This is a genomic window from Nostoc sp. DSM 114159 (genome assembly GCF_053470285.1).
In genome coordinates this window covers 2,959,378-2,980,660 of record NZ_JBPFEH010000001.1, presented here as the reverse complement: position 1 = coordinate 2,980,660, position 21,283 = coordinate 2,959,378, and the positions used below count along the sequence as shown (strand labels likewise).

Annotated in this window: 12 protein-coding genes, 2 tRNA genes, 3 rRNA genes and 3 pseudogenes; 14 read left to right on the top strand and 6 right to left on the bottom strand. The window is 45.1% G+C overall.

Annotated elements, in window-relative coordinates; all coding sequences use genetic code 11:
* Positions 1-22 precede the first annotated feature (22 nt).
* From ACR5KR_RS12215 to ACR5KR_RS12205, 3 genes are all read left to right on the top strand, one after another.
* Complete coding sequence (locus tag ACR5KR_RS12215; RefSeq protein WP_448266709.1) at positions 23-649, top strand: type I restriction endonuclease; 627 nt, start codon at positions 23-25, stop codon at positions 647-649.
* 128 nt (positions 650-777) lie between these two features.
* Complete coding sequence (locus ACR5KR_RS12210) at positions 778-5,130, top strand: AAA-like domain-containing protein (RefSeq protein WP_448266708.1); 4,353 nt, start codon at positions 778-780, stop codon at positions 5,128-5,130.
* 13 nt (positions 5,131-5,143) lie between these two features.
* On the top strand, positions 5,144-5,275 hold the full coding sequence (locus ACR5KR_RS12205) for a hypothetical protein (protein WP_448266707.1): 132 nt from the start codon (positions 5,144-5,146) through the stop codon (positions 5,273-5,275).
* 503 nt (positions 5,276-5,778) lie between these two features.
* On the opposite strand, the gene ACR5KR_RS12200 is transcribed toward ACR5KR_RS12205, so the two are convergent.
* Positions 5,779-6,525: a Uma2 family endonuclease gene (locus tag ACR5KR_RS12200; RefSeq protein ID WP_448266706.1), complete on the bottom strand. Its 747-nt coding sequence runs from the start codon at positions 6,523-6,525 to the stop codon at positions 5,779-5,781.
* A gap of 182 nt (positions 6,526-6,707) precedes the next feature.
* Between ACR5KR_RS12200 and uvrA the strand changes: the two genes are divergently transcribed.
* The 3 genes from uvrA (at position 6,708) to ACR5KR_RS12185 (ending at position 10,274) form a co-directional block, all read left to right on the top strand.
* Positions 6,708-9,629 carry an excinuclease ABC subunit UvrA gene (gene uvrA / locus ACR5KR_RS12195; RefSeq protein ID WP_448266705.1) on the top strand — a complete coding sequence of 974 codons (2,922 nt, stop codon included), beginning with the start codon at positions 6,708-6,710 and terminating at the stop codon, positions 9,627-9,629.
* A 76-nt stretch (positions 9,630-9,705) separates the two neighbouring features.
* Positions 9,706-10,038, top strand: a complete 333-nt coding sequence (locus ACR5KR_RS12190) for a DUF6883 domain-containing protein (RefSeq protein ID WP_445626312.1) — start codon at positions 9,706-9,708, stop codon at positions 10,036-10,038.
* 17 nt (positions 10,039-10,055) lie between these two features.
* On the top strand, positions 10,056-10,274 hold the full coding sequence (locus ACR5KR_RS12185) for a DUF4926 domain-containing protein (protein ID WP_448266704.1): 219 nt from the start codon (positions 10,056-10,058) through the stop codon (positions 10,272-10,274).
* A 353-nt stretch (positions 10,275-10,627) separates the two neighbouring features.
* On the opposite strand, the gene ACR5KR_RS12180 is transcribed toward ACR5KR_RS12185, so the two are convergent.
* The 3 genes from ACR5KR_RS12180 to ACR5KR_RS12170 all read right to left on the bottom strand — a co-directional run bounded on the left by ACR5KR_RS12180 (position 10,628) and on the right by ACR5KR_RS12170 (position 12,374).
* The gene (locus ACR5KR_RS12180) at positions 10,628-11,110 is read right to left on the bottom strand and encodes a hypothetical protein (RefSeq protein ID WP_322682373.1); all 483 of its coding nucleotides are present in this window, start codon (positions 11,108-11,110) and stop codon (positions 10,628-10,630) included.
* A gap of 125 nt (positions 11,111-11,235) precedes the next feature.
* Positions 11,236-11,760 carry a hypothetical protein gene (locus ACR5KR_RS12175; protein WP_445626314.1) on the bottom strand — a complete coding sequence of 175 codons (525 nt, stop codon included), beginning with the start codon at positions 11,758-11,760 and terminating at the stop codon, positions 11,236-11,238.
* Positions 11,761-11,921: 161 nt separating this feature from the next.
* Entirely contained in the window at positions 11,922-12,374 is a 453-nt protein-coding gene (locus ACR5KR_RS12170; RefSeq protein WP_448266703.1) for a cupin domain-containing protein, read from the bottom strand.
* 182 nt (positions 12,375-12,556) lie between these two features.
* On the opposite strand from ACR5KR_RS12170, the gene ACR5KR_RS12165 reads away from it, so the two are divergent.
* Both ACR5KR_RS12165 and ACR5KR_RS12160 read left to right on the top strand, forming a co-directional pair.
* Positions 12,557-14,116, top strand: a complete 1,560-nt coding sequence (locus ACR5KR_RS12165) for an ATP-binding response regulator (RefSeq protein WP_448266702.1) — start codon at positions 12,557-12,559, stop codon at positions 14,114-14,116.
* Between the two features lie 106 nt (positions 14,117-14,222).
* Positions 14,223-14,597 carry a response regulator gene (locus tag ACR5KR_RS12160; protein WP_448266701.1) on the top strand — a complete coding sequence of 125 codons (375 nt, stop codon included), beginning with the start codon at positions 14,223-14,225 and terminating at the stop codon, positions 14,595-14,597.
* A 175-nt stretch (positions 14,598-14,772) separates the two neighbouring features.
* Here ACR5KR_RS12160 and ACR5KR_RS12155 read toward each other — a convergent pair.
* A pseudogene (locus tag ACR5KR_RS12155) lies at positions 14,773-14,862 on the bottom strand (carboxylating nicotinate-nucleotide diphosphorylase); the annotation flags it as partial.
* Positions 14,863-15,173: 311 nt separating this feature from the next.
* Between ACR5KR_RS12155 and ACR5KR_RS12150 the strand changes: the two are divergent.
* The 5 genes from ACR5KR_RS12150 to rrf all read left to right on the top strand — a co-directional run bounded on the left by ACR5KR_RS12150 (position 15,174) and on the right by rrf (position 20,416).
* Positions 15,174-16,664: ribosomal RNA gene (locus ACR5KR_RS12150) — 16S ribosomal RNA — on the top strand.
* Between the two features lie 130 nt (positions 16,665-16,794).
* A tRNA-Ile gene (locus ACR5KR_RS12145) sits at positions 16,795-16,868 on the top strand.
* Positions 16,869-16,951: 83 nt separating this feature from the next.
* Positions 16,952-17,024, top strand: a tRNA-Ala gene (locus ACR5KR_RS12140).
* A 255-nt stretch (positions 17,025-17,279) separates the two neighbouring features.
* A 23S ribosomal RNA gene (locus ACR5KR_RS12135) occupies positions 17,280-20,176 on the top strand.
* 122 nt (positions 20,177-20,298) lie between these two features.
* Positions 20,299-20,416: ribosomal RNA gene (gene rrf, locus ACR5KR_RS12130) — 5S ribosomal RNA — on the top strand.
* Together the 16S, 23S and 5S rRNA genes with 2 tRNA genes alongside form the textbook arrangement of a ribosomal RNA operon.
* Positions 20,417-20,547: 131 nt before the next feature.
* Here rrf and ACR5KR_RS12125 read toward each other — a convergent pair.
* A pseudogene (locus tag ACR5KR_RS12125) lies at positions 20,548-20,772 on the bottom strand (IS701 family transposase); the annotation flags it as partial.
* 49 nt (positions 20,773-20,821) lie between these two features.
* Between ACR5KR_RS12125 and ACR5KR_RS12120 the strand changes: the two are divergent.
* Positions 20,822-21,089, top strand: a pseudogene (locus ACR5KR_RS12120) (IS4 family transposase); the annotation flags it as partial.
* Between the last annotated feature and the right edge of the window lie 194 nt (positions 21,090-21,283).

The window sequence follows — 21,283 nt, the reverse complement described above, 5'->3', positions numbered from 1 at the left end:
CATTTAGCAAAAAGGATCAAAAATGGTTCAAGTTATTCAAGGAAGAGATATCACCCTAGCCCAATTAATCGATCAATTTGGGCTACAACGTGCAGACAACGAACAGTTTTTTTTAGAGTGGCAGCAAGATTTACCTGAGTTGAGTGACTTAGAAAAGCAATCTCTCAACGAAGTCAAGGCAGAATATTTGCATTTATCCCGCTACCAAATTTTAGAACCTGTAGTCAAAATGGTGGTGCTATCTCCACTATTGCGTCTAGCAGGTTTTTATCAAGCGCCTTTTTACATTGCGTCGGAAGAAGAGGTCAGAATTTCTTCTGAAGACGAAGGCACAATTATTAGAGGACGTATTGATATTTTGGTGTTTCATCCTCCATTTTGGGTTCTCGTTATTGAGGAAAAACGAGCAGAATATTCTTTGGAGGTAGGAATTTCTCAAGCATTAGCTTATATGTTGGCTAATTCTGGTAATGATAAACCTACATTTGGTTTTGTAACCAATGGTCGAGAATTTCAATTTATTAAGTTGACGAAACAGGATACACCAAGATATGCATTATCTTACACACTGTCGCTCAATCGTGGAGATGACCTACATACTGTTGTAAAAGTGTTAAAACGCCTAGCTGGTTTAATTCGTAATTCGTAATTCGTAATTCGTAATCTTGTAGTTAATAATAATTGTAGGTTGGGTTGAGGCTTTGCGAAACCCAACAAACCCCGCAAAATGTTGGGTTTCGTTCCTCAACCCAACCTACATAATTTAATTTTTTGTTTATGACCCAGTACCAATATCAAGTCGGTGGTAGTCTACCTCAAAATGCACCAACTTATGTTAGACGGCAAGCTGATCGTGACCTCTATGAAGGCTTGAAGGCTGGGGATTTTTGTTATGTACTCAATTCCCGGCAGATGGGGAAATCTAGCTTACGGGTGCAGGTAATGCAGCAGTTGCAAACAGAGGGATTTGCTTGTGCTGTTGTTGATTTTACAGCTATTGGGACGGCAGATATTACCCCAGAACAGTGGTATGCCGGGGTGATTGATACTCTGGTGGGAAGTTTGAATATTTTTACAACTTTTGATTTAGATACTTGGTGGAATGATAATGGGTTGCTTTCACCAGTGCAGCGTTTGAGCAAGTTTCTTGAAACTATTTTATTAAAAAAAATTGCTGAAAAGATTGTTATTTTTATTGATGAAATTGACAGCATTCTGAGTCTTTCATTCAACTTGGATGACTTTTTTGCCGTTATCCGCGATTGCTATAACCGACGAGCAGACCATCCTGAATATAATCGCCTCACCTTTGCTTTGATTGGCGTATCTACACCTTCAGATTTGATTCAAGACAAACGCCGGACACCTTTTAATATTGGACAGGCAATTGATTTAACTGGGTTTAAACTCCTAGAGGCGGAACCATTGGCACAGGGATTGGCAGAACTGGGTGATTCTCAAGAGTTGATGCAAGTGGTGCTGGATTGGACGGGGGGACAGCCGTTTTTGACGCAAAAAGTTTGTAAGTTGCTGGTACATGGGGGACTGGAGACTAGGAATTGGGGACTAGGGGATGCGGACTGGGTGGAAGAGTTGGTACGCGAGGGGATTATTGAGAATTGGGAGACGCAAGATGAGCCGGAGCATTTGAAGACAATTCGAGACAGAATTTTGCAGAGTGGGGAACAGAGGACTGGGCGATTGTTGGGGTTGTATCAGCAGATTTTGCAGCAGGGAGAGATAGTAGCTGATGATAGTCCTGAAGAAATGGAACTGCGGCTGACGGGTTTGGTGGTGAAGCGGGAGGGAAAACTGCGAATTTATAACCGGATTTACACAGAGGTGTTTAAGCAGGAATGGTGCGACAAGATTTTAGCAAACTTGCGCCCCTACTCCGATACATTTAATGCCTGGGTTGAGTCGCAACGTCAAGATGAGTCGCGGTTGTTGCGGGGAAAGACTTTGCAAGATGCCCAAGAATGGGCAGTAGGTAAAAGTTTGAGTGATTTGGACTATCAGTTTTTAGCTGCTAGCCAAGAGTTAGAAAAGCGTGATGTGCAGAAAAGGCTGGAAGCAGAGGAACAGGCAAAGAAAGTTTTAGCAGAGGCGAACTACAAAGCTAATCAACGGATTCGCATTGGTTCTGTGGTGTTAGGACTGACTGTGCTGGGGGCAGTTGCATCATTAATATTGGTTCAATATCAATTAGGGCAAGCGCGAACAGCAAAGGCACAAACAGATAAAGCCCAAACAGAATTAGAAAAAGCAAAAACAGAAACCGCAGCAACTAAGCAAAAGAACCAACAGATTTCGGCAGACAATAAAAAAATTTCACGCGACAATCAAAGCATATCAAAACAGGCAGCACAGGTAAAACGGAATCTTAGTAACGCAACTTCACAACTGAATGCAGCAAATGTCAAAGTGAATCAGGCACAGCGAAATCTGAAACTAGCCCAAAACAAAGTGATAGCAGCTAGCGCAAAGGCTAGTCAAGCTGAAGTACAGGCAAACCAAGCAATTCAACAACGGCAAGAGGCACAACAGCAGCGTGAAAAAGCTATTGCAGAATTAAATCGGGCAAGGCAAGAACAACAGCAGGCGCGACAACAATTACAAAAAGCTCAAATTGATCTAAATGCGGCTGTCAATGCCCGTAAAACTTCTCTTGAGGAACTAAAGAAGGCAGATGCTGCCAGAAAAATTGCTTTAACGGCTACGCGATTGGAACGAGACGGAACTGCTGCATTGCGGGAGTTTGTACTTTCAAGGGAAATAGAGGGGCTGCTGTCAGCAATGCAAAGTGCGGAAGAACTAAAAACTCTGGTTAAGGATCAAAAATCTCTAGCAGATTATCCTGCTTATAGTCCTTTGTTTAGTTTACAGAATATTCTGCTAAATATTCGTGAACAAAATCGCCTTGAAGGACATAGCAATTTGGTCAACAGCGTCGTCTTCAGCCCGGATGGCAAAACTTTAGCTTCCGCCAGTCTTGACAAGACGATCAAATTGTGGAATCGGGACACAGGCAAAGAAATTTCCACCCTGAGTGGGCATAGCGATTCGGTCAACAGCGTCGTCTTCAGCCCGGATGGCAAAACTTTAGCTTCCGCCAGTTGGGACAAGACGATCAAATTGTGGAATCGGGACACAGGCAAAGAAATTTCCACCCTGAGTGGGCATAGCACTGAGGTCAACAGCGTCGTCTTCAGCCCGGATGGCAAAACTTTAGCTTCCGCCAGTTGGGACAAGACGATCAAATTGTGGAATCGGGACACAGGCAAAGAAATTTCCACCCTGAGTGGGCATAGCGATTCGGTCAACAGCGTCGTCTTCAGCCCGGATGGCAAAACTTTAGCTTCCGCCAGTGCTGACAAGACGATCAAATTGTGGAATTGGGACACAGGCAAAAAAATTTCCACCCTGAGTGGGCATAGCGATTCGGTCAACAGCGTCGTCTTCAGCCCGGATGGCAAAACTTTAGCTTCCGCCAGTGCTGACAAGACCATCAAATTGTGGAATCGGGACACAGGCAAAGAAATTTCCACCCTGAGTGGGCATAGCGATTCGGTCAACAGCGTCGTCTTCAGCCCGGATGGCAAAACTTTAGCTTCCGCCAGTGATGACAAGACGATCAAATTGTGGAATCGGGACACAGGCAAAGAAATTTCCACCCTGAGTGGGCATAGAAGTTTGGTCAACAGCGTCGTCTTCAGCCCGGATGGCAAAACTTTAGCTTCCGCCAGTGATGACAAGACGATCAAATTGTGGAATCGGGACACGGGCAAAGAAATTTCCACCCTGAGTGGGCATAGAAGTTTGGTCTACAGCGTCGTCTTCAGCCCGGATGGCAAAACTTTAGCTTCCGCCAGTAATGACAACACGATCAAATTGTGGAATCGGGACACGGGCAAAGAAATTTCCACCCTGAGTGGGCATAGAAGTTTGGTCTACAGCGTCGTCTTCAGCCCGGATGGCAAAACTTTAGCTTCCGCCAGTCTTGACAAGACGATCAAATTGTGGAATCGGGACACAGGCAAAGAAATTTCCACCCTGAGTGGGCATAGCGATTCGGTCAACAGCGTCGTCTTCAGCCCGGATGGCAAAACTTTAGCTTCCGCCAGTTGGGACAAGACGATCAAATTGTGGAATCGGGACACAGGCAAAAAAATTTCCACCCTGAGTGGGCATAGCGATTCGGTCAACAGCGTCGTCTTCAGCCCGGATGGCAAAACTTTAGCTTCCGCCAGTGCTGACAAGACGATCAAATTGTGGAATCGGGACACAGGCAAAAAAATTTCCACCCTGAGTGGGCATAGCGATTCGGTCAACAGCGTCGTCTTCAGCCCGGATGGCAAAACTTTAGCTTCCGCCAGTGCTGACAAGACCATCAAATTGTGGAATCGGGACACAGGCAAAGAAATTTCCACCCTGAGTGGGCATAGCGATTCGGTCAACAGCGTCGTCTTCAGCCCGGATGGCAAAACTTTAGCTTCCGCCAGTGATGACAAGACGATCAAATTGTGGAATCGGGACACAGGCAAAGAAATTTCCACCCTGAGTGGGCATAGAAGTTTGGTCAACAGCGTCGTCTTCAGCCCGGATGGCAAAACTTTAGCTTCCGCCAGTGATGACAAGACGATCAAATTGTGGAATCGGGACACGGGCAAAGAAATTTCCACCCTGAGTGGGCATAGAAGTTTGGTCTACAGCGTCGTCTTCAGCCCGGATGGCAAAACTTTAGCTTCCGCCAGTAATGACAACACGATCAAATTGTGGAATCGGGACACGGGCAAAGAAATTTCCACCCTGAGTGGGCATAGAAGTTTGGTCTACAGCGTCGTCTTCAGCCCGGATGGCAAAACTTTAGCTTCTGCCAGTGGTGACAACACGATCAAATTGTGGAATCGGGACACGGGCAAAGAAATTTCCACCCTGAGTGGGCATAGAAGTTTGGTCTACAGCGTCGTCTTCAGCCCGGATGGCAAAACTTTAGCTTCTGCCAGTGGTGACAACACGATCAAATTGTGGAATCTGAATCTTGATGATTTATTAGCACAGGGTTGCAGTTGGCTTAAGGGTTATTTGGCTAGCCATCCTAATGCGGCTAAGGTGTGTCCAAGGCAGTAGAGATGAGGGGGATGTGGTTCGACTTCTCTACGAGACGCTACGCGAACGCTCACCAACCGGGGAAATGAGGGAGTTATGGCGAGTTAATATTCAAAAAGAGCGATCGCTTGGTAAATTAGAAATGCGATCGCACTTTATAACCTAATTGTTGCAGTGATTCTAAGCTGAAATCTACAGCCAAAGGCGATCGCTCGGTAAATTAGAGATGCGATCGCAGTTATAAACTTGGTGTTTCAAGTTCTGAACACAAACGGCCGAGCAAAAAGGTCGAAGTTTCGAGTTCCAAACAAGAATGGCCGAGCAAAAAGGTCGAACTTCCGAGTTCCAAACAAGAATGGCCGAGCAAAAAGGTCGAACTTCCGAGTTCCAAACAAGAATGGCCGAGCAAAAAGGTCGAACTTCCGAGTTCTGAACACGAACGGCCGAGTAAAAAGGTCGAAGTTCCGAGTTAAACCTCCGGTTCTACTCCCAGCGCTTTTAACTGAGCGGTTAATCTCTCTGCACGCTGCCGTTTTTTTGCTGCTAACTCCAAACCCCACAGTAATAATTCGCCATCGTCCCTTGTATTTCAGGGCGGGCGAGACGCCCACCCTACAAGAATCATGCCTTGATTCAGCAATGCCCCCGATTAAAAAATTTCACGCGGCACTACTCCTGAGAAAGGGTTCGCACTTCTTCCACTGACAATCCCAAAGCTTGGGCAATCTGTTCAATGCTCAAATTCATTTGCAACAATCGGGGTATGGCATCTCTTCTGGCTTGTTCTGCAAGTTCCGCCCGTTGTCGTTCTTGTTCAGCCCGTTGTCGTTCTTGTTCAGCGTTGCGAGAAATTTCTGTGTAAGTTAAAAACCGTTCTCCGTCAGGGCGATATAACTGTAAACCCTCTGATGATGGAGCAAAGCGAATTTTTAACCGAGGACTGACCCAATCTTCCATTTGGGGGATGACATCTAAACCGTCTTCATTACGCAACCATCCATGCAAATTATTGCGATCGGGATCGTAAATGTAGTACTCTTCCACGCCATAGCGATCGTAGAAAAGTAATTTCTTGTCCATTTCAGTTTGGGTGTTGCTGGGAGAAAGAATTTCAAACACCACTTGTGGTGCAATTCCTTCTTCTTTCCATTGTTGGTAGCACAAGCGATCGCCTTTTGGTCTACCCAATACCACCATCACATCTGGGGCGTTAACAATTTTGTTGCGTCCCTCTACCGGATACCAAAATAAATCCCCGGCGACAAATACATTTGGATCGTCGGCAAATAGCCAGTCTAAATTCTGCTTAATTTCTACAATCCAGCCAAACTGTATGGTATTATTAGCTACTGGTTGTCCGTCACTATCTGGGTAGATGACCTCTGGCTGGGTCGGCGGTTGGATTTGCGATACCATAGCTTCGCCCTCAGAAGGATATTTAATCAGGATGCTTTAAAATTAGCAGACTCTTAAGGATGTCTGCGCCATGAATCTGGAACAATAACTAACTAAAACAGTACGATTGTTCTACTATAAACCAATTAAAGATAGTATTATTAAGGACTGTTTCATCAGAAACTCCCTCTTCGCCGCCCAATATGTCAGACCAACAGCTAGTAGCATCCTTGAATGGACATCTTCCGTACCCCAGCCACAACAGCCAGAATACCATTCGGATTCGGGGTGCTAGGCAGCATAATCTGAAAAATATTGACTTGGAATTGCCACGCGATCGCCTAATCGTATTCACTGGCGTTTCTGGTTCTGGTAAGTCTTCCTTAGCCTTTGATACCATTTTCGCTGAAGGGCAACGTCGTTATGTGGAATCCCTCAGCGCCTACGCACGGCAATTTCTCGGACAACTAGATAAGCCGGATGTAGAAGCGATTGAAGGCTTAAGTCCAGCAATTTCTATTGACCAAAAGTCAACGTCTCATAACCCCCGTTCCACAGTTGGTACGGTGACGGAGATTTACGACTATTTGCGGCTGTTGTTTGGTCGGGCTGGCGAACCCCATTGTCCGATATGCGATCGCTGTATTGCACCCCAGACAATCGATGAGATGTGCGATCGCATCATGGAATTACCAGATCGCACCCGCTTCCAAATTCTTGCACCCGTTGTCCGGGGGAAAAAAGGCACACATCGGAAGCTTTTGTCAAGTCTGGCTTCTCAAGGTTTTGTCCGCGTGCGGATCGATGGCGAGATCCGCGAACTGTCAGATTCCATTGAATTGGATAAAAATCTTACTCACACCATCGAAGTGGTAATTGACCGCTTGGTGAAAAAAGATGGTATCCAGGAGCGTTTGGTTGATTCTCTGTCTACGTGTCTCAAGCAATCGGGTGGGATTGCCAGTATTGTCATTAGTCATGAGTCATCTAAGGAAACCCACCCTGGGGGGGGTGCCGAAGGCGGGGGGTCTAATAACGAAGAAGAATTAGTATTTTCAGAAAACTTTGCTTGTCCAGAACATGGCGCGGTAATGGAAGAATTATCACCGCGATTGTTTTCGTTTAACTCACCTTATGGTGCTTGTCCGCACTGTCATGGAATCGGGACTTTAAGAAGATTTGCGCCAGATTTGATTGTACCTGACTGGGAAGCGCCAGTTTACGCTGCGATCGCGCCTTGGTCAGAAAAAGATAATTCTTATTACTTGGAATTACTCTATAGCGTGGGGCAGATTTATGGATTTGAGTTACAGACAAATTGGGGCAAGCTGACAGAAGAACAGCAGCAAATTCTTCTGTTTGGAGAGAAAGATGAACGAGCCGCAGAGGCAAAAAGAAAGCAGAGCTTTAAAGGTGCTATTCCAATTTTGCAACGGCAGTATGAGGGTGGTTCGGAATTAGTTAAGCAAAAATTAGAGCAGTATTTGATCGATCAACCGTGTGAAGTTTGTCTGGGAAAACGGTTAAAACCGGAAGCCTTGGCGGTGAAGTTGGGACAATATGGAATTTTAGAATTAACTAGTGTTTCGATTCGGGATTGTCGCGAGAGAATTGAGCAATTTAAGTTGAGCGATCGCCAGTTACAAATTGCTGATTTAGTCCTGCGAGAAATCAAAGCCAGATTGCAATTTTTGTTAGATGTAGGTTTAGATTATCTCACCCTTGACCGTCCAGCCATGACCCTTTCTGGTGGCGAAGCCCAACGAATTCGTCTAGCAACGCAAATTGGTTCTGGATTAACAGGAGTTCTCTACGTTTTAGATGAACCGAGTATTGGTTTGCATCAACGAGATAATGGCAGATTGCTGAAAACTTTAACGAAATTGCGCGATTTGGGTAATACATTAATTGTCGTTGAACACGACGAAGAAACAATTCGTGCAGCTAACTACATAGTTGATATCGGCCCTGGTGCAGGAATTCACGGCGGAAATATTATCGCCCAAGGTGATTTTCAGGCATTATTAGCAGCAGAAGATTCTTTGACGGGTGCATATTTATCAGGAAGACGAGTAATTACCACACCAGCAGAACGCCGAGAAGGAAATGGGCGCAGTTTAGGAATTAAAAATGCCCATCGCAACAATTTAAGAAATATCGATGTAGACATTCCATTAGGTAAACTCGTCTCGATCACTGGTGTGTCTGGTTCTGGCAAATCTACTCTGATTAACGAATTACTGTACCCATCTCTGCAACACCATTTAACAAAGAAAGTTCCCTTACCCAGACATTTGGATAAAATTCAGGGATTGAATGCGATTGATAAAGCGATCGTTATCGATCAATCTCCTATTGGACGCACACCACGTTCAAACCCTGCAACTTACACAGGAATTTTCGATGCGATTCGGGATGTCTTTTCCCAAACCGTAGAAGCCAAAGCTAGAGGTTACAAACCCGGACAATTTTCCTTCAACGTCAAAGGTGGACGTTGCGAAGCTTGTAGCGGACAGGGTGTGAATGTTATTGAAATGAACTTTCTCCCGGATGTTTACGTACAATGCGAAATTTGTAAAGGTGCAAGGTATAACCGCGAAACTTTGCAAGTGAAGTACAAAGATAAATCAATTTCTGATGTACTGAGAATGACAGTTGAGGAAAGTTTAGACTTTTTTCAGAATATACCCAAAGCGATCGCGCGTTTGCAAACTTTATTTGATGTCGGGTTGGGTTATGTCCAACTAGGACAACCTGCGACTACCTTATCTGGTGGTGAAGCGCAACGGGTAAAATTAGCAACAGAACTATCTCGACGCGCTACAGGTAAGACACTTTATTTAATAGATGAACCGACAACAGGGTTATCTTTTTACGATGTTCATAAATTATTAGATGTGTTGCAACGATTGGTAGATAAGGGGAATTCAATATTAGTCATTGAACACAACTTAGATGTAATTCGCTGTTCAGACTGGGTGATAGATTTGGGGCCAGAAGGTGGCGACAAAGGCGGAGAATTAATTGCTGTGGGTACACCAGAGGAAGTTGCAAAAAATCCCAGGTCTTATACTGGGCAATATTTGCAGCAAGTTTTGAAGCAGTATCCGGCGATGAAATCTTAGTCTTTTGCAATTAGGGTACATTGCATAAAGGTCATATCCAAGTCAAAAAAGCGGAGAAAGTTGTAGCAAAAGTATTATGAAACTTCCTAACCGTGAATGCGCTATTGTTGAAATAGATAAAATCGCGGGTTACTGTCTCAACCCCGAACATCCAGAAGGAAAACACAAAGCCCGTGTATTTAAATCTGCACTAGGCTTAAATTTAGATGATGCAGAAGAATTACAAGCGATCCTTTTACAAGCAGTAGCAAATTATGATGCTATCCCTGGTAAAAGTAATGCATACGGTCAAAAATATATCATTGATTTTCCCCTGAATCGTTCAGATAAACAAGCAATTATTCAAAGCGTTTGGATAGTGCGTAATAATGAAGGCTTCCCCCGCCTAGTCACCTGTTATGTAATCTAAGCAATGAGGTAATACTAATGAAATTATTAGATGTGGTTGCCCTAACTGAAGACTTATTAGAATTGGGATTGCATCGCGGTCAAGTAGGAACGATTGTAGAAGAATATGAACCTGGAGTTTTTGAAGTAGAATTCAGCGACTTAACAGGAAAAGCTTATGCCGTAGAAACTTTAAATGTTAGTCAGCTAATGACTTTATATCATCAACCAATTGGTGGAAAAACATTATTAGTTTAACTGCCCTCCCTACGGTACTTTTGAAGTCGGTTCAACACCCACACCACATTTGCTTGTGAGAGGGCAAAATTATAGCGATATAGCTAATTCTCTACAGTAAAACCCTCAGAGTGCTTATACACCAAAGGTTTTGTTAGTTCATAAAAACTCTGAGGGTTCTGTCGAGATTTGGCGATATAGGGAAAATAAAATCAACAAATAAACAAACTTGCATCAACATGAAAACACTTTCCCAAAAGCCTCAGCTTGTTTTTTAGTGACTTATAGTCGACAAAATCCCCAACTTATTTAAGAAGTTGGGGATCTACTGTTTGCAATTATTACAAATAAAATAGGATTGCAATAAATGTTTATCAAGTTGTAGCTAAAGCTGGTTCTGCCAAAAAATATTTCAGATTTTCTTGCTGGGTAGCAAATTTCAAATATTGAGATGCCATTTCTGGTGTCAGCAATTCAATCATTAACCTGTTTTCCACCCAGAACTCAATCACATCAAAGAAAGAATCGCGGTTACAGCGCACTACACGCCAACCTTCACGAACACCAATTTTTTCAATTTCTTGCTGACTAATTGGTACAGAGATAGCTGCATGAATATCTGTATACCTGGAAGTAATAGCAGTATGTACAAATACGCATTCTTCATCACCTTCACCAGGTTCTATTTGAGAACCTAAAGGATAAAGTTCAATACCTGTACCGTATTCATCAAAAGGTAGAACCATATAACTTCCAGGATTAGGAGGAAAGGGAACAGCTTGCGCTTTTAAGATTTCCCCCAGAACTTGAGCAACATGACTAGGGTTTCTAACAGCAATTGAAATATGGTGAATCATAGAGTAACCTCAGTTCGATATTTTGTAGATTAGAAAACAATCGGGTAGAACTAGGGGAGGCAGGGGAGAGAAAAAATTCTTAACCTCAGCGTATTGGCTTCTATGCAAATTGAATGCTCATTAGCTTATTGAGGTCGTCCATAATGAGCGCGACCCTGACCATCGGCAGTCTCAAGTACTAAAACTTGCTGCCCATAATCATTCGTCTCAATCGACCACTGGTAAGTCTCAGGCTTTGCTGTGTTGCGGCTGGAGTAGGTGCGCCCGCTATTGCAGATTTGCCCTTTAGATGTGCTGTCGCTGGGTTGAAAAGTCAGGCGTTGAGCCTCAATCTTAACTTTGCCTTTTTCCTCTATGAAGAGGTTAGACGCACAGTTGTAGGTGTTAATTTGAATCAGTCTATTTCGCTTGTAGTTGCCATTAGATGCAAGTTGGAATTGGTCGCTAGAGCCATTTGGGGCTGCGGACTGCCCTGTGTAACTGTCTTGGTATTGGATAGATGAAATCCGGCCATACCGCCACTCGCCCTGGAGTTCAGCAGGCACTCCAGTGTCATTACCCGCCTGACTCGCGCTTGGATAAAAAGCAAGGCTAGCGGTGAAACCCAAACTTAGGGCACTAGCAGCGAAAAAGCGGACAGTTTTTGGCATGGAATAGAATAGCCTATTGGTTATTGAGTGCATAGCATTTTTGTAGAAATAGATTTATTTATCAACGAAAGCGATTTCCAACGCGAACCCTGCATGTTTCTATATCGCCTTTCCGAATAGGGGTACACAAATGTGCATCCAAATCCATCCAAACGAAAACTTCATGCAATAAACTGCAATCCATATTTGTTCAAAACAGGCTGTACTTGTTCCATATTTAGCGATGGACTATCTGCTACTTGACCCATTTCTTCATAAAAGTTTTTCGCACCCTTCGGCGAAATTAAAACCAGGAATTTCGCAGTAGCAGAACGAATCTTAAAGCCGTGTGCTGCATTGTGAGGAATATTAATGAAAAAGCCTGGTGATGCCAAAATTGTTTCTGTACCAATTTGGATGTCTAGTTCGCCTTCTAGAATATAAAACGCCTCTTCCCAAGGGTGAGTATGAAGTGGTGGGCCATTTTCTTCTGTATCTGTAATTTCATAAATGGTCCACGCTTGATTAGTCTCTTCTCCGGTTACTTTTGTTGTGAACTGTGCACCAATAACTGAAAATTTATTTCCTTCTCCTGATGCAAGAATAGTTGGTTTCCGTACGGTTGTACTTTGCATACAAGTTACTCCTTGTTGTGTAATGTAGGAAGTGATTCACAAACTTGATTTGATGTTTTTAACATTAGAAATTAATCGGGGAGAACTAGGGTAGATAAATAGGTAATTGCTATTTTTTTTGTAACTGATTATTAAGACATTGAACTAAGGTTAAAATCTCTAGAAAGAATTAGTAGCTTATTGTGGCTAAAGTCGATATTTCCATGCCTAAAGAGTCACCCAACTTCCCCAAAGCAGACATACTGGTGATTGATGACACGCCAGAAAACTTGAATCTCCTATCTGCCATGTTGACGGAACAGGGATATAAAGTTAGGAGTGTAACTAAAGGTTCTACAGGTTTACGGGGAGCAAATGCAGTTCCTCCCGACCTAATTTTGTTGGATGTGAATATGCCTGAGATGAATGGCTATGAAGTCTGCCAACACCTAAAAGCAAACGATCGCACCCGCGAAATTCCAGTAATTTTTATCAGCGCTTTGGGTGATGTGCTAGATAAGGTAAAAGCTTTTACAGCTGGTGGGGTAGACTACATCACTAAGCCTTTCCAACTAGAAGAGGTCTTAGCACGAATTGAAAATCATTTGACCATTTGGAAACTGCAACGACAACTCCAAGCTCAAAATGAGCGGTTGCAGCAGGAAATTTCTGAACGCGCCAAAGCAGAAGAGAAGTTTGCTAAGGTTTTTCGCTCTAGTCCCAACCCGATCGCGATCGCTACAGTTTCCGAAGCTCGTTTTATTGATGTCAATCCCAGCTTCTTGAAGATGAGCGGCTATTGTTTAGAGGAAGTAATTGGAGATACTGCTACCGAACTTAATTTAGGTAAAAACACAGTCGCGATCGCTCAAACAATTCAACTTCTGCCGGAAACTGGCTCGCTGTACAATCTAGAATTTGAATTTTCTACAAAGTCTGGAGAACTCAAAACCATACTGATATCTCTCGAATTAATTGACTTAGGTGGAGTGCCATGTGCTTTATTAATTGCCAATGACATCACCGAACGTAAACGCCTAGAAAACGAATTTATCTCTTTAGTTAGTCATGAGTTGCGTACACCTTTAACTTCCACAATGGGAGCATTAGATTTATTGAGTTCAGGACAACTGGGAACTTTAACCGAACAGGGACAAAAAGTCCTCAGCATTGCCACAACTAATACTGAACGCTTGATTCGTTTAGTGAACGATATTCTCGATTTAGAGCGGATGAAATCGGGCAAAATCTTTACACGGAAGGCGAAGTGCAACGCCGCAGACTTGCTAATTACGGCAACGGAAGCAATGCAAGCAATGGCAGATAAATTACAAGTTCGACTAATTATAAATCCCGTACCAGTAGAACTTTGGGCAGATCCCGATCGCCTCTTGCAAACCCTCACCAATTTACTGAGCAACGCAATTAAGTTTTCTGAACCAGGTGACACTGTGTGGATAAGTGCCACTCTCTCAGAATCTAAAGGCGTTGAGTCTGAAGAAAATCAGCCTTCATCATTCAACTTTCTTTTAATTACGATCCAAGATGAAGGGCGAGGAATTCCTGAAGATAAATTACAGATCATCTTCGAGCGTTTTCAGCAAGTAGATGCATCTGACTCCCGCAACAAAGGAGGAACAGGTTTAGGACTTGCTATTTGCCGAGATATCATACAGCAACATGATGGTAAAATCTGGGTTCAGAGCATTTTAGGCAAAGGTAGCACCTTTTATGTACTGTTACCTTTAGTAGACTCTCAATAGCAGCCTTTAATTACCCAAATCTCCCCTACTTCTACCCGATTGCATTCTAAAATAGCTGAATACTAATCAAGCTAATCAGCATCACATATCATGCGAGAGTGACAATATGAGCAGAAATATCTTGATTGTTGATGATGAAGAAGATGTGCAGGCGATCGCAAAATTGGGATTAGAAATGGGTGCTGGTTGGAACGTGTTGACTGCTTGTTCTGGTTGGGAAGCGTTGAATCTAGCAGCCAACTCTAAGCTTGATGTAATTTTACTAGATATGATGATGCCTGATATGGATGGGCGTGCCACTTTGCAACAACTCAAGGCTAACCCCGTCACTAAGTCAATTCCCGTAATTTTACTAACTGCCAAAGTGCAGGAGTCCGCTCAAGAGGTGTTTACTGGCTTAGATGTAGCTGCTGTCTTTGCCAAGCCTTTCCGTCCCTTGAAACTAGCAGCGCAAATCAGTGAAGCATTAGGTTGGAACTGATTGTTTTGAGTGGTTATAGCAAATTTTGCTCTCCATATAATATGGTGACTGCTTTTCTTATTCACATTGATACAGAAGTGGGCAAAAGTGTGTACAAAACGATTCGGCGTTGGATACCATCTGTCAGATTGAGCCGCAAAGCAATTGATCTATAAATAATTTACGCTATGGGAAAGCGATCGCCCCTGCCAATATCCTCCAGCAACCAGCTACGCAACAGAGGATCTAAAACTAGTCTTGGCGGCAAAACAGCAGAATAGCTCACAAATTTATTGCTTCCTTAGAGACTTCCAGCAATACTATAGCCTAAAGCCCTTATCTTGCAAGGCTTTGATAGTGATGCCGAAGTCGTCCAAAAATATTTTGGAAAAAGTAGTTGACACTAGGAATTAGGTTCGCTATATTGAATAAGTGCTTGAAGCGGAGCGAGAAAGAGCAACGCTTAAAGAACACCGAACCTTGAAAATATTATAGTTTGAAAGCGATTATACAGCAAGTGTATTGCGTCAAGCAAATAAAAATAACTAAGCTGAAGTTAAAAAAGAGCAGCTATTGAGCTAAAGAGCTTTCCAATTCAAAACGGAGAGTTTGATCCTGGCTCAGGATGAACGCTGGCGGTATGCTTAACACATGCAAGTCGAACGGTGTCTTCGGACACAGTGGCGGACGGGTGAGTAACGCGTGAGAATCTGGCTCTAGGTCTGGGACAACCACTGGAAACGGTGGCTAATACCGGATGTGCCCTGTGGGGTGAAAGGCTTGCTGCCTAGAGATGAGCTCGCGTCTGATTAGCTAGTTGGAAGTGTAATGGACTCCCAAGGCGACGATCAGTAGCTGGTCTGAGAGGACGATCAGCCACACTGGGACTGAGACACGGCCCAGACTCCTACGGGAGGCAGCAGTGGGGAATTTTCCGCAATGGGCGAAAGCCTGACGGAGCAATACCGCGTGAGGGAGGAAGGCTCTTGGGTCGTAAACCTCTTTTCTTAGGGAAGAACACAATGACGGTACCTGAGGAATAAGCATCGGCTAACTCCGTGCCAGCAGCCGCGGTAATACGGAGGATGCAAGCGTTATCCGGAATGATTGGGCGTAAAGCGTCCGCAGGTGGCAATGAAAGTCTGCTGTTAAAGAGTCTAGCTCAACTAGATAGAAGCAGTGGAAACTACATAGCTAGAGTACGTTCGGGGCAGAGGGAATTCCTGGTGTAGCGGTGAAATGCGTAGAGATCAGGAAGAACACCAGTGGCGAAGGCGCTCTGCTAGGCCGTAACTGACACTGAGGGACGAAAGCTAGGGGAGCGAATGGGATTAGATACCCCAGTAGTCCTAGCCGTAAACGATGGATACTAGGCGTGGCTTGTATCGACCCGAGCCGTGCCGTAGCTAACGCGTTAAGTATCCCGCCTGGGGAGTACGCCGGCAACGGTGAAACTCAAAGGAATTGACGGGGGCCCGCACAAGCGGTGGAGTATGTGGTTTAATTCGATGCAACGCGAAGAACCTTACCAAGGCTTGACATGTCGCGAATCTTGATGAAAGTTGAGAGTGCCTTCGGGAGCGCGAACACAGGTGGTGCATGGCTGTCGTCAGCTCGTGTCGTGAGATGTTGGGTTAAGTCCCGCAACGAGCGCAACCCTCGTTTTTAGTTGCCAGCATTAAGTTGGGCACTCTAGAGAGACTGCCGGTGACAAACCGGAGGAAGGTGGGGATGACGTCAAGTCAGCATGCCCCTTACGCCTTGGGCTACACACGTACTACAATGCTTTGGACAGAGGGCAGCAAGCGAGCGATCGCAAGCAAATCCCGCAAACCAAAGCTCAGTTCAGATCGCAGGCTGCAACTCGCCTGCGTGAAGGAGGAATCGCTAGTAATTGCAGGTCAGCATACTGCAGTGAATTCGTTCCCGGGCCTTGTACACACCGCCCGTCACACCATGGAAGCTGGTAGTGCCCGAAGTCATTACTCCAACCATTCGTGGAGGAGGATGCCTAAGGCAGGACTGGTGACTGGGGTGAAGTCGTAACAAGGTAGCCGTACCGGAAGGTGTGGCTGGATCACCTCCTTTAAAGGAGACCTACACCCCTTAGAGATCGAAAAGCAAACAGCTATATAGATACTAAGTTGGTCATTCCTTAGGTCAGTCGCAGACATTTGCAAATGTAGAAAGCTTTCAAACTATGATGAAGGTTCGATATGGGCTATTAGCTCAGGTGGTTAGAGCGCACCCCTGATAAGGGTGAGGTCCCTGGTTCGAGTCCAGGATGGCCCACCTGAATCAATTAAAAATGTAAAATGCAAAATTAAAAATTTATTTCACTTTTAATTTTTAATTATCAATTTTTAATTGTATCTGGGGGTTTAGCTCAGTTGGTAGAGCGCCTGCTTTGCAAGCAGGATGTCAGCGGTTCGAGTCCGCTAACCTCCACCTGATGGCGATTGCCAGAACACAAAAGTGAGTGAGAAATCAGCAACATGACATTTGTCAGACTGCTGAGTAAATTCTCAGCCAGAACCATGAAAACTGCATAGGAACGCAAATTAGCAGGCAGACACAGACATTATCGAGTGCTGAGTGCTTCGGCTTAGAGTGCTGAGTAAAATCAGTGTGAAGTGACGAAGTAAGCAGAACTAACTATAAGTGATTGTGAATGCAATAGTTAAAAGACCAAAAAATTTGAGTGGTCAAGCGAATAAGGGCTAACGGTGGATACCTAGGCACACAGAGGCGACGAAGGACGTGGTTACCGACGATATGCTCCGGGGAGTTGGAAGCAAACATTGAGCCGGAGATTTCCGAATGGGGCAACCCTAGATACTAGCTGCTGAATATATAGGCAGTCAAGAGCCAACCCAGCGAATTGAAACATCTTACTAGCTGGAGGAAGAGAAATCAAAACAGAGATTCCCTAAGTAGTGGTGAGCGAAAGGGGAAAAGCCTAAACCAAAGGGTTTACCTTTTGGGGTAGTGGGACAGCGAGATCGAATCTGGAGGCTAGACGAAGCAGCTAAATACTGCACCAAAGAAGGTGAAAGTCCTGTAGTCGAAAGTTAAAGGATAGTAGCTCAATCCCGAGTAGCATGGGGCACGAGGAATCCCATGTGAATCAGCGAGGACCACCTCGTAAGGCTAAATACTACTGTGTGACCGATAGTGAACCAGTACCGCGAGGGAAAGGTGAAAAGAACCCCGGAAGGGGAGTGAAATAGAACATGAAACCGTTAGCTTACAAGCAGTGGGAGGACTATTAAAAGTCTGACCGCGTGCCTGTTGAAGAATGAGCCGGCGACTTATAGGCACTGGTAGGTTAAAGCGAGAATGCTGGAGCCAAAGGGAAACCGAGTCTGAAAAGGGCGAAACGATCAGTGTTTATAGACCCGAACCCTGGTGATCTAACCATGGCCAGGATGAAGCTTGGGTAACACCAAGTGGAGGTCCGCACCGACTGATGTTGAAAAATCAGCGGATGAGTTGTGGTTAGGGGTGAAATGCCAATCGAACCAGGAGCTAGCTGGTTCTCCCCGAAATGTGTTTAGGCGCAGCGGTAATGATTATATCTGGGGGGTAAAGCACTGTTTCGGTGCGGGCTGGGAGACCGGTACCAAATCGAGACAAACTCAGAATACCCAGAGGAGACATTGCCAGTGAGACAGTGGGGGATAAGCTTCATTGTCAAGAGGGAAACAGCCCAGACCACCAGCTAAGGTCCCGAAATCATCGCTAAGTGATAAAGGAGGTGAGAGTGCACAGACAACTAGGAGGTTTGCCTAGAAGCAGCCACCCTTGAAAGAGTGCGTAATAGCTCACTAGTCAAGCGCTCTCGCGCCGAAAATGAACGGGGCTAAGCGATGTACCGAAGCTGTGGGATTAATAATTAACGATTAATCGGTAGGGGAGCGTTCCGTCGTAGGTAGAAGCAGTAGCGGCAAGCAGCTGTGGACGAAACGGAAGTGAGAATGTCGGCTTGAGTAGCGCAAATATTGGTGAGAATCCAATACCCCGAAACCCTAAGGTTTCCTCCGCCAGGTTCGTCCTCGGAGGGTTAGTCAGGACCTAAGGCGAGGCCAAACGGCGTAGTCGATGGACAACGGGTTAAAATTCCCGTACTGATTGTAAGTTGTGCAGAGGGACGGAGAAGATAAGTGTCAGCCGGATGTTGGTTACCGGTTCAAGCGTCAAGATGTTGAGAGACGGCGAAAACGTTTTGAGTTGAGGCGTGAGTACGACCCACTACGGTGGGGAAGTGGCATAGTCTAGCTTCCAAGAAAAGCTCTAAACACGTTAACTTACAGTTACCTGTACCCGAAACCGACACAGGTAGGGAGGTTGAGAATACCAAGGGGCGCGAGATAACTCTCTCTAAGGAACTCGGCAAAATGGCCCCGTAACTTCGGAAGAAGGGGTGCCCACCGTAAAGAGTGGGTCGCAGTGAAGAGATCCAGGCGACTGTTTACCAAAAACACAGGTCTCCGCAAAGTCAAATCGACGCAGTATGGGGGCTGACGCCTGCCCAGTGCCGGAAGGTTAAGGAAGTTGGTCAGGGGGCAACCTTGAAGCTAGCGACCGAAGCCCCGGTGAACGGCGGCCGTAACTATAACGGTCCTAAGGTAGCGAAATTCCTTGTCGGGTAAGTTCCGACCCGCACGAAAGGCGTAACGATCTGGATGGTGTCTCAGAGAGAGACTCGGCGAAATAGGAATGTCTGTGAAGATACGGACTGCCTGCACCTGGACAGAAAGACCCTATGAAGCTTTACTGTAGCCTGGAATTGTGTTCGGGCTTGGCTTGCGCAGGATAGGTGGGAGGCGATGAAGTATTCCTTGTGGGGAGTATGGAGCCAACGGTGAGATACCACTCTGGCGAAGCTAGAATTCTAACCCATGACCGTTATCCGGTCAGGGAACAGTTTCAGGTGGGCAGTTTGACTGGGGCGGTCGCCTCCTAAAAGGTAACGGAGGCGCGCAAAGGTTCCCTCAGCACGCTTGGAAACCGTGCGGCGAGTGTAAAGGCATAAAGGGAGCTTGACTGTAAGAGTGACTACTCAAACAGGTACGAAAGTAGGCCTTAGTGATCCGACGGCGCAGAGTGGAATGGCCGTCGCTCAACGGATAAAAGTTACTCTAGGGATAACAGGCTGATCTCCCCCAAGAGTCCACATCGACGGGGAGGTTTGGCACCTCGATGTCGGCTCATCGCAACCTGGGGCGGAAGTACGTCCCAAGGGTTGGGCTGTTCGCCCATTAAAGCGGTACGTGAGCTGGGTTCAGAACGTCGTGAGACAGTTCGGTCCATATCCGGTGCAGGCGTTAGAGCATTGAGAGGAGTCCTCCTTAGTACGAGAGGACCGGGAGGAACGCACCGCTGGTGTACCAGTTATCGTGCCAACGGTAAACGCTGGGTAGCCAAGTGCGGAGCGGATAACCGCTGAAAGCATCTAAGTGGGAAGCCCACCTCAAGATGAGTGCTCTCACCACAATTAGTGGGTAAGGTCACCTGAAGAACACAGGTTAATAGGCGGTAGGTGGAAGTGCAGTAATGTATGTAGCCGAGCCGTGCTAACAGACCGAGGGCTTGACCTCACAAATAATTTGGTTGATTGGCGTTCCTGTGCAGTCTTCAGGGTTTTGTGAACAAGGGTAAAGGTTAAAGGTAAGTTTTTTCCTTTTTTCCCTTCCCCTTTCCCCCTTGCCCTCAAAGTTTTCCTGGTGTCTATTGCGCGGTGGAACCACACTGAACCCTTCCCGAACTCAGAGGTGAAACGCTGCTGCGGCAACGATAGTTTAGGGGTCGCCCTACGCAAAAATAGCTCGATGCCAGGTTTCATTTTTCTCACATCAAGCCCCACACTCATCTGGCGTGGGGCTTTTTGTTGCTCATCAAAATCCTAAAGTTTTAACTGTGCCACTATTTATAGCAAATGAAGGGATAGTTAGTGGGACTTAGACAAAAATTAAGCCCAAATAAAGCCCAAATTAGCTTTATAAGCAGTAAACACTCACGGTTAAGTAAGGGTCAACCAATCGAAGAATTGATAAGACATAGCCGTTCTAAAGCCATCCATTGCTTCAGTAAAGGTGTTCAAAGGTTTGTTTGCCCACCTCCGTCTCAAGCCTCCTGTCATCTAATGCCAAAGAATAAATAGTTGGCACAGGAAAACCAAAATAAAATGGCGTACTTTTTCTTCCATCATATAAATGCGTGTTATCACTACTACAAAGAGAGGGGGTAGATGCTTATTTTATGCTGTATTGCTAGATTTAGGTGATGCTGTAGCTGATGAACTTTCCTTACCCTTTGACCAGATTTCTTTAGAAATGATTTATCGTGGTCTTTATCATTTTTACGTTGCTCATCAAAAAGGTCTAGCATCTGAGCCTATCAAGTATTTTACTGCTCTTGAAAATCAGGACTTGCATTGTTAAACGACAACGAAAACCAAACATGAAGCTGATTGTTGCACCTTTCCCTGAGAAACAACGAGGAACCAAATAATTTTTCTTTCAAGCACCTTCTAAAATCCCCTTGACAACTTGCTCACAACCTTAACTTGTGACCAATGATATATAGGTTGATTGAAATGAGGTATTTTCCCAAGACTTGACTAGATTGCTAAACTTCATGATTCTTAACGATGCTAGCTTTATCGTGTAGCTGACAGAAGTCCCATAATCCAATAGGCTGATCTT